The organism is Luteimicrobium album (genome assembly GCF_030161555.1).
Classification (GTDB): domain Bacteria; phylum Actinomycetota; class Actinomycetes; order Actinomycetales; family Cellulomonadaceae; genus Luteimicrobium; species Luteimicrobium album.
Genome location: NZ_BSUK01000001.1, coordinates 3,841,267 through 3,854,109, shown reverse-complemented (window position 1 = coordinate 3,854,109; position 12,843 = coordinate 3,841,267). Strand labels below are relative to the sequence as shown.

The 12,843-nt window shown below is 75.3% G+C and carries 14 protein-coding genes and 2 pseudogenes; 11 read left to right on the top strand and 5 right to left on the bottom strand.

Going from position 1 to position 12,843, the window contains the following annotated elements; genetic code table 11:
- Positions 1 to 40 precede the first annotated feature (40 nt).
- Positions 41 to 481: a pyridoxamine 5'-phosphate oxidase family protein gene (locus QQK45_RS19820; RefSeq protein WP_431310302.1), complete on the top strand. Its 441-nt coding sequence runs from the start codon at positions 41 to 43 to the stop codon at positions 479 to 481.
- Positions 482 to 490: 9 nt separating this feature from the next.
- Here QQK45_RS19820 and QQK45_RS19815 read toward each other — a convergent pair whose 3' ends face one another.
- Positions 491 to 739 (bottom strand): RNA-binding S4 domain-containing protein, encoded by a 249-nt coding sequence (locus QQK45_RS19815; RefSeq protein WP_431310301.1) that lies wholly within the window; start codon positions 737 to 739, stop codon positions 491 to 493.
- A 79-nt stretch (positions 740 to 818) separates the two neighbouring features.
- Here QQK45_RS19815 and hisD point away from each other — a divergent pair, with 79 nt between their 5' ends.
- The 3 genes from hisD to QQK45_RS19800 all read left to right on the top strand — a co-directional run bounded on the left by hisD (position 819) and on the right by QQK45_RS19800 (position 3,077).
- Complete coding sequence (hisD, locus tag QQK45_RS19810; RefSeq protein ID WP_284294680.1) at positions 819 to 2,171, top strand: histidinol dehydrogenase; 1,353 nt, start codon at positions 819 to 821, stop codon at positions 2,169 to 2,171.
- Positions 2,168 to 2,605 carry a QcrA and Rieske domain-containing protein gene (locus tag QQK45_RS19805; RefSeq protein WP_284294679.1) on the top strand — a complete coding sequence of 146 codons (438 nt, stop codon included), beginning with the start codon at positions 2,168 to 2,170 and terminating at the stop codon, positions 2,603 to 2,605. The genes hisD and QQK45_RS19805 overlap by 4 nt, the downstream gene beginning before the upstream one ends.
- A 67-nt stretch (positions 2,606 to 2,672) precedes the next feature.
- On the top strand, positions 2,673 to 3,077 hold the full coding sequence (locus QQK45_RS19800) for a VOC family protein (RefSeq protein ID WP_284294678.1): 405 nt from the start codon (positions 2,673 to 2,675) through the stop codon (positions 3,075 to 3,077).
- Here the strand turns inward: QQK45_RS19800 and QQK45_RS19795 are convergent.
- Together QQK45_RS19795 and QQK45_RS19790 are read right to left on the bottom strand one after the other, a co-directional pair.
- The gene (locus tag QQK45_RS19795) at positions 3,005 to 3,784 is read right to left on the bottom strand and encodes a helix-turn-helix domain-containing protein (protein ID WP_284294677.1); all 780 of its coding nucleotides are present in this window, start codon (positions 3,782 to 3,784) and stop codon (positions 3,005 to 3,007) included. The genes QQK45_RS19800 and QQK45_RS19795 overlap by 73 nt on opposite strands.
- 67 nt (positions 3,785 to 3,851) lie before the next feature.
- Positions 3,852 to 6,039 (bottom strand): annotated as a pseudogene (locus QQK45_RS19790) (RecQ family ATP-dependent DNA helicase).
- A 270-nt stretch (positions 6,040 to 6,309) separates the two neighbouring features.
- Between QQK45_RS19790 and QQK45_RS19785 the strand changes: the two are divergent.
- The 6 genes from QQK45_RS19785 (at position 6,310) to QQK45_RS19760 (ending at position 10,846) form a co-directional block, all read left to right on the top strand.
- Positions 6,310 to 7,485, top strand: coding sequence for a histidinol-phosphate transaminase (locus tag QQK45_RS19785; protein WP_284295117.1), 1,176 nt, complete (start codon positions 6,310 to 6,312; stop codon positions 7,483 to 7,485).
- The gene (gene hisB, locus QQK45_RS19780; protein ID WP_284294676.1) at positions 7,482 to 8,147 is read left to right on the top strand and encodes an imidazoleglycerol-phosphate dehydratase HisB; all 666 of its coding nucleotides are present in this window, start codon (positions 7,482 to 7,484) and stop codon (positions 8,145 to 8,147) included. Before QQK45_RS19785 ends, hisB begins: the two co-directional genes overlap by 4 nt.
- A complete protein-coding gene (locus tag QQK45_RS19775) occupies positions 8,144 to 8,635 on the top strand; it encodes a hypothetical protein (protein ID WP_284294675.1) in 492 nt (163 codons plus the stop codon). The genes hisB and QQK45_RS19775 overlap by 4 nt, the downstream gene beginning before the upstream one ends.
- Positions 8,632 to 9,300, top strand: a complete 669-nt coding sequence (gene hisH / locus QQK45_RS19770) for an imidazole glycerol phosphate synthase subunit HisH (RefSeq protein ID WP_284294674.1) — start codon at positions 8,632 to 8,634, stop codon at positions 9,298 to 9,300. Before QQK45_RS19775 ends, hisH begins: the two co-directional genes overlap by 4 nt.
- A gap of 87 nt (positions 9,301 to 9,387) precedes the next feature.
- Positions 9,388 to 10,119, top strand: coding sequence for a bifunctional 1-(5-phosphoribosyl)-5-((5-phosphoribosylamino)methylideneamino)imidazole-4-carboxamide isomerase/phosphoribosylanthranilate isomerase PriA (gene priA / locus QQK45_RS19765; RefSeq protein ID WP_284294673.1), 732 nt, complete (start codon positions 9,388 to 9,390; stop codon positions 10,117 to 10,119).
- Positions 10,073 to 10,846, top strand: a complete 774-nt coding sequence (locus tag QQK45_RS19760) for an SseB family protein (RefSeq protein ID WP_284294672.1) — start codon at positions 10,073 to 10,075, stop codon at positions 10,844 to 10,846. Before priA ends, QQK45_RS19760 begins: the two co-directional genes overlap by 47 nt.
- An 18-nt stretch (positions 10,847 to 10,864) precedes the next feature.
- Here the strand turns inward: QQK45_RS19760 and QQK45_RS19755 are convergent, their stop codons facing one another.
- Both QQK45_RS19755 and QQK45_RS19750 read right to left on the bottom strand, forming a co-directional pair.
- A complete protein-coding gene (locus QQK45_RS19755) occupies positions 10,865 to 11,530 on the bottom strand; it encodes a hypothetical protein (protein ID WP_284294671.1) in 666 nt (221 codons plus the stop codon).
- Positions 11,531 to 11,625: 95 nt separating this feature from the next.
- Positions 11,626 to 11,988, bottom strand: a complete 363-nt coding sequence (locus tag QQK45_RS19750) for a DUF1844 domain-containing protein (RefSeq protein ID WP_284294670.1) — start codon at positions 11,986 to 11,988, stop codon at positions 11,626 to 11,628.
- 153 nt (positions 11,989 to 12,141) lie between these two features.
- Here QQK45_RS19750 and infC point away from each other — a divergent pair.
- Positions 12,142 to 12,807 (top strand): annotated as a pseudogene (gene infC / locus QQK45_RS19745) (translation initiation factor IF-3); the annotation flags it as partial.
- Between the last annotated feature and the right edge of the window lie 36 nt (positions 12,808 to 12,843).

Below are 12,843 nucleotides of genomic sequence, written 5' to 3'. Positions count from 1 at the left end.
GGGGCATCAGGGGAGTCCGCACGGTGGGCCGGACGGTGGAGTGGGTAACCCGTACACGCTCGTAGAGTGGGGCCTCGTGGTCCACCTCAACCCCGAGCAGCGGGTCTTCGTGACGGAGCGGCACCTCGCGACCCTGACGACCCTGCGCGACGACGGCTCGCCGCACGTCGTGCCCGTCGCGTTCACCTGGGACGACGACACGGGCGTGGTCCGCATCACCACGAACCGGCACTCCGTCAAGGCCCGGAACGCGGCGCGCCGTGGCGATGGCACCGCCCCCAGGGCGTCCGTGTGCCAGGTCGAGGGTGGTCGGTGGATCACCCTCGAGGGCTCGGTCGAGGTCGTGCCCGACTTCGAGGAGATCGTCGACGCCGTGGCCCGCTACGCGCGCCGCTACCGTCCGCTCGAGCCCAACCCGGACCGCGTCGTGCTCCGGATCGCGGTCGACAGGGTGATGAGCTCCGCCTACATGGCGGGCTGAGGACGGTCGTCAGCCGACGACGGCGCTGCGTTCGCCCTGCGGGGTCGCCACCACGACGACGTCGCCACGCCCCAGGCGGCGCCCACGGCGCAGGTCGACCTCCCCGTTGACCCGCACCTCGCCGTCGGCGATCAGCTCGCGGGCCTGGGCGCCGGACTCGGCGAGGTCGGCGAGCTTGAGGAACTGGCCGAGGCGGATCTCGTCGTCGGCGATGGGCACGTGCAGGGCTTCGGGGGTCGCGTCGCTCACGTCCCCCATCCTCCCGCACCGACGAGGCGCCCGGTTCGCGCACCGGACGCCCGGCGGACGCCCAGGTCCACCGCACTATGCTCGACACGTGATCCAGCGCATCGACCTCAGGGGCCGCACGCTGTCCCGCCGCGAGCTGACCGACGTCCTGCCGCGCACCGAGGTGCGCGTCGAGGACGCCGCCGAGCGCGTGGCGCCGATCATCGCGCAGGTGCGCGAGCATGGCGCGGCTGCGCTCCGCGACCTCGCCGAGCGGTTCGACGGGGTCAGGCCGGAGCATCTGCGGGTGCCGCCCGCGGCGCTCGCCGCCGCGCTCGAGGGGCTCGACCCGGACGTCCGGGCCGGGCTCGAGGAGGCGATCCGCCGCGTCCGCGCCGTCCACGCGGCGCAGCGCCCCGCGGAGCACACGGTCGAGCTCGCCGACGGCGCACGCGTCCGGCAGCGCTGGATCCCCGTCCGCCGCGTCGGGCTGTACGTGCCGGGCGGGCTCGCCGTGTACCCGTCGACCGTGGTGATGAACGCCGTCGCCGCGCAGGAGGCGGGCGTCTCCGAGCTCGTTGTGACGTCGCCCCCGCAGCGCGAGAACGCGGGTCTCCCGCACCCGACCGTCCTCGCCGCGTGCGCGCTTCTCGGCGTCGACGAGGTCTACGCCGTCGGCGGGGCGCAGGCCGTCGCGATGCTCGCCTACGGCGCGCGCGGGACCGAGCCGCAGGACGGCGACGTGCTCTGCGAGCCCGTCGACGTCGTGACCGGCCCCGGGAACGTCTACGTCGCCGCCGCGAAGCGCCTCGTGCGCGGCGTCGTCGGCATCGACGCGGAGGCCGGGCCCACCGAGATCGCCGTCCTCGCGGACGACACCGCCGACGCCGACCACGTCGCGGCCGACCTCGTCAGCCAGGCCGAGCACGACCCTATGGCTGCGGCCGTCCTCGTGACGCCGAGCACGGCGCTCGCGGACGCGGTCGAGGCCCGGGTCGAGGTCCGCGCCCGTGCCACGAAGCACGCCGAGCGCGTGGCCGAGGCGCTCGAGGGCACGCAGTCGGCGGTCGTCCTCGTGGACGACCTCGAGCAGGGCCTCGAGGTCGTGGACGCGTACGGCGCCGAGCACCTCGAGCTCCAGACGGCCGACGCCGCCGCGCTCGCGGACCGGGTGCAGAGCGCGGGCGCGATCTTCGTCGGTCCGTACGCGCCCGTGTCGCTCGGCGACTACATGGCCGGGTCCAACCACGTGCTGCCCACGGGCGGCTCGGCACACTCGTCGTCGGGGCTCGGGGTGCACAGCTTCGTGCGTGCGGTACACGTCGTCGAGTACTCGCGGGACGCGCTCGGCGAGCTTGCCGACCGGATCGTCGCCGTCGCCGACGCCGAGGACCTGCCGGCGCACGGCGAGGCCGTCCGCGCCCGCTTCGAGACCACCGCGACCGACGGGGAGCACGCATGACGGAGACGCCCGGAGCCTGCTGCGGCGGGGTCTCCCGACGCGCCGTGCTCGCTGGGGCGGGCGCGGGGGTCGCGGCCGTCGCGCTCGCGGCGTGCAGCCCGGGCGGGACCGGCGACGTCCAGATCACCCCGCCCGCGACGCCTGCAGCGGTGGCGCAGCTCGCCGACGTCCCCATCGGCGGCGCGGTCGCGGCCAAGCTGCCGGCGGGTGCGCAGATCCTCGTGACCCAGCCGACCGCCGGCGACGTGCACGTGCTCTCCGCGATCTGCACCCACATGGGCTGCGGTGTGGTGCCCGGCCAGGGCGACCTCGAGTGCCCGTGCCACGGGTCCACGTTCGACCTGACCGGCAAGGTCACGCACGGTCCCGCGAAGAAGCCGCTCCAGGTGCTGACGGCGTCGGTCCAGGACGGGCAGGTCGTCGTCGGCGGCTGACGCGCGCGGCCCGGTGGTGTCCGAATCCTTCAAGACGGTCAGGCCGCCGAGTCCTAGCGTCGGGTCCATGGCACCCACCCTGAACCTCGTCGGCATCGTGACCCGCGACCTCCCCGTGTCCCTGGCGTTCTACCGCCGGCTCGGGCTCGACCTGCCCGAGCCCGACGGCCCGGACGACCACGTCGAGACCACGCTGCCCGGCGGCCTGCGGGTCGCGTGGGACACCGTCGACGTGGTCCGCTCGTTCACCCCGGGCTGGACCGAGCCCTCCGGCTCGGCGCGGATCGGCCTGGCGTTCCTCTGTGCCGACGCCGCGGAGGTGGACGCGACCCACGATGCACTCGTGGCGGCGGGCCACCACAGCGCGCACGCACCCTGGGACGCGTTCTGGGGTCAGCGTTATGCGACGGTCCTCGACCCGGACGGCAACCCGGTCGACCTGTTCGCCTGGCTGCCTGGTTCCCAGCCTTGAGCGGTGCGCGGGGCCGGGACGAGCGTCGTCGGCGACACCCCCGCGAGCGCACGGACGTCGCGGGCCAGGTGGGCCTGGTCGGCGAACCCGGACCGTGCGGCGACGTCGGCCCAGGGCACGCCGCGGCGTGCGAGCCCGACCGCCCGCTGCAGCCGCAGCACGCGGCCCAACGTCGCAGGTCCGTAGCCGAGCGCGGGCAGGGCGCGGCGGTGGAGCGTCCGCTCGCTGACGTCGAGCTCTCTGGCCGTCTCGCCGACGCCGAGCCCTCGCCGGACCGCGGCGACCATCGCCAGGACGAGATCGTCCGCTGGCGGCGCCGCGTCCACGAGAGCCCGCGCGACGGCCTCGAGACCGACGACGAGTCCGGGCGGACCGCCCGGCGCCTGCCGCACATGCTCCGCGGCGCTCACCTGCGCCTCCCACCGGGCGACTCGCGACCCGGCGAGCAGGGCGTCGAGCGGTACCCGCTGCCCGACGGCCTCGTGCGCGCGCAGACCGAGCGTGCGCGGCCCGGTGCCCGGGGCGAACCGGAGCCCGGCGACGAGCGAGCCGGCCGGGCTGCCCGTGGTGAAGGCGACGACGTCGGGTCCTGCGACCTTCAGGTGCGTGCCGGTCCAGAGGAGGTCGACGCATCCGTCGGGCAGGACGCGCTTCTCCGGTGTCTCCGGGCCGGACCGCGACCACCACAGGACCGCACCCGGCACCACGGAAGCCACCTCGTGGTAGCCGTCCGGAGCGGGAGCGTCGTCCGGGGCCGCGCCGCCCACGTTCGCCTCAGCCCACCGCGAGCACGAACGGCAGCACCGCGGTGGCGCCCGCGCGCCGCAGCGCCCGCGCGACGACGGTGAGGGTCCAGCCCGAGTCTGTGCGGTCGTCGACGAGCAGGACGCGCTTGCCGGCGACGTCGAGCCCCTCGTCGGGACCGAGGCGCCGGACCACGCCCGCGAGCCGTGCGGTGGAGTTCACGTCGTGGCTGCCGGGCTCCTCGCGTCCGGGCACCGGCCCGACGGACCCGGCGACCGGCACCCCGAGGTAGCGGGCGAGCCCACCGGCCAGGTGGGCGACGAGCTGGGGGCGGGTCGCCGAGCGGATCCCGACGACGCAGTCGACGGTCCCGGCGCCGTCGGGCCCGAGCCAGTCGTCGAGCACCCGGACGGCCGCGGTGCGCAGCGGTATGGGCGTCTCGCCGTCGGGGGTGGCGGCCGCGAACAGGTCGCGGAGCGGCCCGGACCAGCCGAGGCCGTCGAGCCTGGCCACCGCGCGACCGGTCTCGGCGCGCTCGTCGGGGTCGATCCGACCGCGCAGGTCGAGGCCGAGCGCGTCCATGCCGCTGGGCCACTGCCGTCGCGCGACGATCTCGACGCCGGGCCGGTCCAGGTCGTGCCGGGCTTCGGCCACGGCGTCCGGGTCCGGGGCGCCCGGCAGCTCGACGCCGCCGCAGCGGTCGCAGCGTCCGCACCGCCAGCCCGGCTCGAGCTCGGGGTCGTCGAGCACCTCGCGCAGGAACGCCATGCGACACCCCGTCGTGCGCTCGTAGTCGACCATCGCCCGCTGCTCGTCCGCGCGGGTCTCGGCGACCCGCGCGTAGCGCTCGGCGTCGTACTCCCACGGCCGCCCGGTCGCGACCCAGCCGCCCTGGACGCGCCGGACCGCGCCGTCGACGTCGAGCACCTTGAGCATCTGCGCGAGACGCGAGCGCTTGAGGTCGACGTGCGTCTCGAGCTGCGCGACGGACATCGGCCGCCCCTCGGCCGCCGAGCCGAGCGCGTCGAGCACGACGCGCACCTTCGGCTCGGGCGGGAAGCCGAGAGAGTCGAAGTACTCCCAGATCCGCTGGTCCTCGGTGCCGGGCAGCAGGACGACGACGGCGCGCTCGACCCCGCGCCCCGCGCGCCCGACCTGCTGGTAGTAGGCGATGGGCGACGACGGCGCGCCGAGGTGGATGACGAACGCCAGGTCGGGCTTGTCGAAGCCCATGCCGAGCGCGCTGGTCGCGACCAGGGCCGTGACGCGGTTCTCCTTGAGGTCGGCCTCGAGTGCCTCGCGCTCCGCGGGGTCGGTCTGCCCCGTGTACGCGGCGACGGCGAGGCCGGTCGCACGGAGCTGGCTCGCGACCTGCTCGGCCTGCGACACGGTCAGGCAGTAGACGATCCCCGAGCCCGGCGCGTCCTGCAGGACCTCGGCGAGCCACGCGAGCCGGGTCGACGGGTCGGGCAGGTCGACGACCGCCAGGTGGAGCGACTCGCGGTCGAGCGCGCCGCGCAGCACCAGCACGTCGGCACCCGGTCCCGGAGCGGGGGCGTCGCCGCGGACGCCGAGCTGCTCCGCGACGTCCGCGACGACGCGCGCGTTCGCCGTGGCCGTCGTCGCGAGCACGGGGATGCCGGGCGGCAGGTCGGCGAGCAGGGTGCGGATGCGCCGGTAGTCGGGCCGGAAGTCGTGGCCCCAGTCGGACACGCAGTGCGCCTCGTCGACCACGACGAGCCCGGCGTCGGCGGCCAGCCGGGGAGGACCTCGTCGCGGAACCCGGGGTTGTTGAGCCGTTCGGGCGAGCACAGCAGGACGTCGACCTCGCCCGCGGCGATCGCCGCGTGGATCTCGTCCCATTCGGTGACGTTCGACGAGTTGATGGTCACGGCCCGGATCCCCGCACGCTGCGCCGCGCCGACCTGGTCGCGCATGAGCGCGAGCAGGGGCGAGACGAGCACGGTCGGCCCGGCGCCGCGGGCGCGCAGCAGGGCGGTCGCGACGAAGTAGACCGCCGACTTCCCCAGCCGGTGCGCTGCACGACGAGCGCCCGCCGGGAGTCCGCGACGAGGGCCTCGATCGCGCGCCACTGGTCCTCGCGCAGCCGGGCGTCCTCGCGTCCGACGAGCGCACGCAGGACGCCCTCGGCCTCCTCGCGCAACGCGGCGCGGGCGGTCGGGGCGGCGGGCGTGGGGTGCGTCGTCGGCTCGTTCACCCGGTCGACTCTACGGGCGGCCCCCGACGCCCCGCCCCGCCGTCCCCACGCGCTCAGCGCCGACCCCCTGGGGTTCGGCTCACCCGCCCGTCGGGGGCCTCCTTCCACGGTGGCATCGCGAGGCCCGCGTCGCGCGACGCGATCCCGGCATACGGTGCAGGTCAGGTGCCCGCGTGCCGGACGTCACGTCGGTGTCCCGGGCGTCCTCCGTAGACTGGCCCCGTGACTCCCACGCTGCCTGCGCCGTCGTCCGTGCCGTCCGCCCCCGGCGTGCGGCACCATGACGCGACGCGCGGCACGGGAGGCGGTCGGCTGCCCCTGCGCGCCGACCTCGCGGACGAGGTACCGTACGGCGCGCCCCAGCTCGACGTGCCGGTCCTGCTCAACGTGAACGAGAACCCGTACCCGCCGTCGGACGCCGTGGTCGCGAGCATCGCGCGCCGCGTCACCCAGGCGGCGCACGGGCTCAACCGCTACCCCGACCGCGAGTTCCTCGACCTGCGCGCCGACCTCGCCGACTACCTCGCCGTCGAGTCGGGGGTCCGGCTGGGGCCCGAGCAGCTCTGGGCCGCCAACGGCTCCAACGAGGTCATGCTCCAGCTGCTCCAGGCCTTCGGCGGCCCGGGCCGCACCGTCCTCTCGTTCGCGCCCACGTACTCGATGTACCCCGAGTACGCGCGCGACGCGATGACCGGCTGGGTCGCGGGACGGCGCGAGGAGGACTTCACGCTCGACCCCGACCGTGCGGCCGCGACCGTCGCGGAGGTGCGGCCCGCCGTGATCCTGCTCGCGAGCCCCAACAACCCGACCGGAACTGCTCTGCCGCTCGCCACGGTCGAGGCCGTGCTCGACGCCGCCGCCCGGGTCGAGGTCGACGGCGCGGCGGGCGCGTCGCCCGTCGTCGTCGTCGACGAGGCGTACGGCGAGTTCCGGCGGCGCGGCGTCCCGAGCGCGCTCGAGCTGCTGGCCGGCCACCCGAACCTCGCGGTCTCCCGCACGATGTCGAAGGCCTTCGGGATGGCGGGCGCGCGCGTGGGCTACCTGGCGGCCTCGCGCGAGCTGGTCGACGCGCTGCGCGTCGTGCGGCTGCCGTACCACCTGTCGGCGGTGACGCAGGCGGTCGCGCGCGCGGCGCTCGAGCACTCGGACGAGCTCATGGCCCAGATCGGGTCGCTGCGCGCCGAGCGCGACGCGACCGCCGAGTGGCTGCGCGGGCGCCTCCTCGACGGACGCCCGCTCGAGGTCGCCGACTCGGACTCGAACTTCGTGCTGTTCGGCCGGTTCGCCGACCGGCACGCCGTCTGGCAGGGGATGCTCGACGAGGGCGTGCTGATCCGCGAGGTCGGGCCCGAGGGATGGCTGCGGGTGTCGGTCGGCACGCCGCAGGAGATGGAGACGTTCAAGGCCGCCCTCGTGCGGGTGGCCGGACTGGAGGAGGCACGATGAGCGCACCGACCACGGACGCGGCGGCGGGGCAGGTTCCCGACGCGACGCAGCCGGGCGGGCCGGGGCACCGCACCGCGCGCGTCGAGCGTGCGACGAGCGAGTCGAGCGTCGTCGTCGAGCTCGACCTCGACGGCACGGGCCGGACGGACGTCTCGACGAGCGTCCCCTTCTTCGACCACATGCTCACGGCGCTCGGTAAGCACGCGCTCTTCGACCTCACGGTGCGCTCGACGGGCGACACGCACATCGACGTGCACCACACGGTCGAGGACACCGCGATCGTCCTGGGCGAGGTGCTGCGCCAGGCGCTGGGGGACAAGCGCGGCATCGCGCGCTTCGGTGACGCGACCGTCCCGCTCGACGAGGCGCTCGCGCTCGCGGTCGTGGACGTGTCGGGCCGGCCGTACCTCGTGCACTCGGGCGAGCCCGAGGGGCAGGAGTACCACCTCATCGGTGGTCACTTCACCGGTTCCCTGACGCGGCACGTCCTCGAGTCGCTCGCGCACCACGCCGGCATCTGCGTGCACGTCCGCGTGCTGGCGGGACGTGACCCGCACCACATCGTGGAGGCGCAGTTCAAGGCGCTCGCCCGTGCGCTGCGCGCCGCCGTCGCGCTGGACCCGCGCGTCGAGGGCGTCCCGTCGACGAAGGGTGCGCTGTGAGTGCGGAGAGCGCCCCCGAGAACGCTGCGGAGGCTGCCGTCCAGCCGGCGCGCGCCGTCGTCGTGACCCAGCTCGGCGCAGCCGAGCCCGCAGCCGCGATGTGCGCGATCGCCGGCCTCCCCGTCGACGCGGTGCTGTCGGGCGTCGGGGTGCTGGTCTGGTGCCGCGACACGTCCGTCGGCGGCCCCGAGCAGGTGGCCGCGACGATCACGCGCGCGACGCCCGGGCTGCCTGCGGTGCTGCTCGTGCACCGCGACGGTCAGATCACGGCCCACACGTGGCTCGACGGTGCGGTCGGCGACGAGCTCGCCGCGGGCCTCGCGCTCGACGGCGCTCCCGAAGGCCTGACCAACCTGCTGCTCGGCACCGAGACCGTCGACGACTTCCCGGACGTGGTCACGAGCGTCGGCGTCGGCCGGCTCAAGGCCGTGCGGATGATGACCAAGGCCGGGCGCGCTGCGCGCCGCGACCGGAAGAAGGCAGTGTGAGCGAGTCCGGGCGCCCCAGCGTCGTCGTCCTCGACTACGGCTTCGGCAACGTCCGCTCGGCCGTGCGTGCGCTCGAGCGCGTGGGTGCGGACGTCGAGCTGACCCACGACCGGCGCCGCGCGCAGGAGGCCGACGGGCTCGTCGTGCCGGGCGTCGGCGCGTTCGCCGCCTGCATGGCCGGGCTGCGTGCGGTGCGCGGCGACGAGGTCGTCGGGCGCCGGCTCGCGGGCGGACGGCCTGTGCTCGGGATCTGCGTGGGCATGCAGATCCTCTTCGAGGCGGGCGACGAGCACGGCGTCGTGACCGAGGGCATGGGGGAGTGGCCCGGGACCGTCCGGCGCCTCGACGCACCCGTCGTCCCGCACATGGGCTGGGCGACCGTCGAGGCCGCGGAGGGGTCGCGGCTCTTCGCGGGCGTCGAGCGCGAGCGGTTCTACTTCGTGCACTCGTACGCCGCCCAGGAGTTCCCCCTCGAGGCCGACATCCCTGAGGACTCGCCGTTCGCACGCACCACCATCCGGCCGCTCGTCACCTGGGCCACGCACGGCGACCGGTTCGTGGCGGCCGTCGAGAACGGTCCCCTCTCCGCGACGCAGTTCCACCCCGAGAAGTCCGGCGACGCCGGTGCGCACCTGCTCGAGAACTGGGTCGCGACCCTGCGCTGACGGGTACCGACCCCGCCGTCGCACCCCGCCCGATCCCCGAAGCACCTCGACCGGCCCCGCCGGTCCCGAACCCCTGGAGCACCCTCGATGACCGATCGCCTCGTGCTGCTGCCCGCCGTCGACGTCGCGGACGGCCAGGCCGTGCGCCTCGTCCAGGGCGCGGCCGGCTCGGAGACGTCGTACGGCGACCCGCTGACCGCCGCGCTCGACTGGCAGACCGGCGGCGCCGAGTGGGTCCACCTCGTGGACCTCGACGCCGCGTTCGGTCGCGGCTCGAACGCCGCGCTCCTCGCCGAGGTCGTGGGGCGCCTCGACGTGCAGGTCGAGCTCTCGGGCGGCATCCGCGACGACGTGAGCCTCGAGCGCGCGCTCGCGACCGGCTGCCGTCGCGTCAACCTCGGGACCGCGGCGCTCGAGAACCCCGAGTGGACCGCGCGCGTCATCGCCGAGCACGGCGACCGCGTGGCCGTCGGGCTCGACGTGCGCGGGACGACGCTCGCCGCTCGCGGGTGGACGCAGGAGGGCGGGGACCTGTGGGAGGTCCTCGACCGGCTCGAGGCGGCGGGCTGCTCGCGGTACGTCGTGACCGACGTGACCAAGGACGGGACGCTGCGCGGCCCGAACCTCGACCTGCTGCGCGACGTCGCGGCCCGCACCGCGTCGCCGGTCGTCGCGTCGGGCGGCATCTCGAGCCTCGCGGACCTCGAGGCGCTCCGTTCCCTCGTCCCCACCGGGGTCGAGGGTGCGATCGTCGGCAAGGCGCTCTACGCGGGTGCGTTCACGCTCCCGCAGGCGCTCGACGTCGCGGGCCGTCCGTGAGCGCTGGGGGCGGGCCCTGCCGCCGTCGTCCGGGTTCGCGGGCGACGACGGCTCCGCCGACACCGAGCTGGCCGAACTCCTCGCCGGCCACGTCGCGGGCCGTGCGGCGCTGCGCGACGTCGTCGCCCGGCTGGCCGCGACCCGTGTGCTCGTGCCCGTGCTCGCCGAGCTGGGGGAGCTGGGCGAGACCGAGGACGGCCTCCACGTCGACAAGGAGGCGTCCGCCGGGGTCGTGGCGCTCGAGGCTCCCGACGGCCGCCGCGCGCTGCCCGTGTTCACGTCGGTCGCCGCGATGACGGCATGGCGCGCCGACGCGCGCCCCGTGCCCGTCGAGGCGCCGCGCGCCGCGCTGTCAGCGGTCAGCGAGGACTGGTCGCTCCTGGTCGTCGATCCCGCTGGGCCCGCGACGGTCCTCGTCCCGCGCCCGGCGGTGTGGGCGCTCGCGCAGGGCAAGCCGTGGCGTCCCGCCGTCGAGGACGGCGTCGTCGACCCGGAGGTGGTCCAGGCGGTGACGTCCGCGGTGGCGCCGCTCCAGCACGTGGCGAGCGTCGACGCCGAGCCCGGCCGGACGGCGGAGGTCGCGGTCGTGCTGCGCCTCGACCCGGGCCTGGACCGTGGGGGTCTCGACGGGGTGCTGGCCGCGGTCAACGCGCGGCTGGGCGCGAGCGAGGTCGTCGGCGAACGCGTCGACTCGCTCGAGCTGCGGATCGGCGCGGCGCGCGGCTGACGTGCCCCGGCCGGGGTCTCAGCGGCGACGGCGCCCGATCGCCCACGCGAGCGCGACCGCGGCGACCGCCGCGAAGGCCTGACCGCCGACGATCGTCCGGTTGAGGTCGAAGACCGGGATCCAGCGCGTGGCGCCGTTCTCGACGACCACGACACCGACCGGCTTGACGCGGACGCCGTACGCGCCCCCGCCGGCCCCGGCCTCGCCGCGAGCGTCGCCGGTCGCCTCGCCGTGCGCCTCGCCCTGGAGGTCGCCCTTCGCCTCGGCCTGGGCGTCGCCGTTCGCGCCGTTGCCGTTCCCGGAAGGTGCGTCGTCGGACGCGGGGGCGACGAGGTCCTTGCCCTCCTCGCCGGTGGCCTCGGCGGCCCCGAGCCGCTGGCTGCCGGAGACGGACCCCTGCCGCAGGAACGAGAAGCTGCCCCGGCCGGAGCCGCGGCCGGTCCCGCCGCCCGAACCGCGTCCGGTGCCGTTGCCCGACCCGCTGCCGCTCCCGGCGCCGGAGCCGTTGCCGGCCCCGCCGCCCGCTCCGGTGCCGGCGGCGCCCAGGACGCGCGCCACGGGGATGACGAGCGTCCCCTGGTGCTCGTAGGCCTGGCCGAACACCCGTCCGACCGTGAAGGCGTCGTCGGCGGCCTGCGTGAGGCGGCCGAGGTCAGGGGTCCATTCGCGCGCGTCGTCGCTCATGGCGCCCACGCTACGAGCACCCGGGCGAAGCGGCGCGCCGACGCGCCAGGGGACCCGTCGGGGCCGCGATCCTGAACGGGCACCGTGCGGCAGGCTCAGACCACCGAGCCCGTGTACTTCTCGCCCGGGCCCTCGCCCGGCGCGTCCGGGTACACCGACGCCTCGCGGAACGCGAGCTGGAGCGAGCGCAGGCCGTCGCGCAACGAGCGAGCGTGCTGGTTGCCGACGTCCGGGGCGCTCGCCGTCACGAGGGCGGCGAGCGCGTTGATGAGCTTGCGGGCCTCGTCGAGGTCGAGGTGCTCCCGTGCCTCGGCGTCCTCCGCGAGGCCGCACTTCACGGCTGCCGCACTCATGAGATGGACGGCCGCGGTGGTGATGACCTCGACGGCGTTGACGTCGGCGATGTCGCGGGTGGCCTGCGCGACGTCGTCGGCGGGGCTCGGGGAGTCGGTGCTCATGGCACCATCGTCCCACCCGGGGCGTGCTGCCGATGCGGTGCTCAGGGCGTGCGCCACGCCGTCCGGCTCGCCCGTGTCCTCTGGTAGACTCGATGGCTGACCGACTTGTGCGGCGGACTCCTGAGCGACAGAGCGACGGATCCCACCGTACGAGTGCGCAAGTGGATTCGTCCCACCCGGGTCTCGACCGACGGCTTGAGCCGCGACGGAGGCCGGGTCAGTCGCCGGGCAGTTCCCTCGAGGAGCGGCCCGGTTCCGTGCTGCGGCCCCCGTCGGGGGCCGCCCGCTCGGCGACGGCCTCCACCTGTGTCCAGGTTCGGGGGCCTTTCCCGTTCCTGGGGGTCGGCCATCACGACTGCCAAGGAGCCAGACATCAGCGAGCCTCGCATCAACGATCGGATCCGTGTCCCCGAGGTCCGACTCATCGGTCCCGACGGGGAGCAGGTCGGAGTCGTCCGCACCGAGGTTGCCCTGCGTCTTGCGCAGGACGCCGATCTCGACCTGGTCGAGGTCGCCCCCGACGCCCGCCCGCCCGTGTGCAAGCTCATGGACTTCGGCAAGTTCAAGTACGAAGCCGACATGAAGGCGCGCGAGGCCCGGCGGAACCAGGCGAACACCGTCCTCAAGGAGATCCGGTTCCGCCTGAAGATCGACCCGCACGACTACGAGACCAAGAAGGGCCACGTCGTCCGCTTCCTCTCGGCCGGCGACAAGGTCAAGGTCATGATCATGTTCCGCGGTCGCGAGCAGTCGCGCCCCGAGATGGGCATGCGCCTCCTTCAGCGTCTCGCGCAGGACGTCGCGGAGCTGGGCTTCGTCGAGAGCTCGCCCAAGCAGGACGGGCGCAACATGACG